At 35.5% G+C, this 1031-nt stretch carries 1 protein-coding gene; it reads left to right on the top strand.

Annotated elements, in window-relative coordinates; genetic code table 11:
* Window positions 1–1031 (top strand): lipoyl protein ligase domain-containing protein (locus COZ07_RS02035; RefSeq protein WP_406606931.1); only part of this gene is annotated, 1031 nt, incomplete at both ends.

Raw genomic sequence — 1031 nt, forward strand, 5'->3', positions numbered from 1 at the left:
GGTAGAAAGATTTCTGGAACCGGTGGGACTGAAGATGGTGATGTCTTTTTGTTTCAAGGAACATTACTTGTTGATTTTGATATTGAAACTATGCTTAAGGCACTTCGTATTCCTATTGAAAAATTGAAAGATAAGGAAGTCGACTCAGCGAAAGAAAGAGTAACCTGTTTGAAATGGGAACTTGGTTATGTGCCTGATATAGATGAATTGAAAATAATACTTAAGGAGAGTTTTGAGAAAAAGTTTGATATTATACTTGAACCCGGAAAGTTAACTGAAGAGGAAGAATTATTGTTTAAAGAGAAAAAAAATAAGTTTGAGTCACCGGAGATAATAAATAAAATTAAGTTACCGAAAGATGCGCAACAGATGATTTGTTCTATTTACAAAGCAGATGGTGGACTTATTAGGATTTCACTGGTAATTAATCTGAGTTATAATCGTATCCAGAGTATTGTTATAACTGGAGATTTTTTCACTTATCCCCAGAGAGCGATATTTGATCTTGAAGCAGAGTTGAAGGATATACCTGCAGATAAAAAGGTTATTGAAAAGAAAATCAAAGATTTTTTTGAAAGGAATCATCCTCAAATCCCGGGTATTTCGAGTTCAGATTTTGTCAATGCAGTCAATAAAGCTTTAGAAAAAATCGATACCGCACGGTTTAGAATACCACTTGGTTTAGCAGATCGGATATTTACGGTAAATGGTTCATTTGCCGAGACGATTGCCAAGTCCCCTCGTCATCTTTTGATTCCCTATTGCGCGAAGTCTCTAGATTGTGGCTGGAGATACAAGAGGGGCTGTATTAAGTGTGGAGAATGCAGCATTAGTGAGGCGTATAGACTTGGCAGAAATCAGAAGATGCAGATAACAACAATTTTGAGTTTTGAGGACCTGATGGAGACACTTGAAAAATTCAGATTAAAAGGAGTCTCTTCATATATAGGATGTTGTTGTGAGGCTTTTTATACAAAACATCTAGAAGACTTTGAAAGGTCAGGTATTCCTGCGATTTTAATTGATATTAA

It is taken from the genome of Candidatus Infernicultor aquiphilus (assembly GCF_002784285.1).
Taxonomy (GTDB): domain Bacteria; phylum Atribacterota; class Phoenicimicrobiia; order Phoenicimicrobiales; family Phoenicimicrobiaceae; genus Infernicultor; species Infernicultor aquiphilus.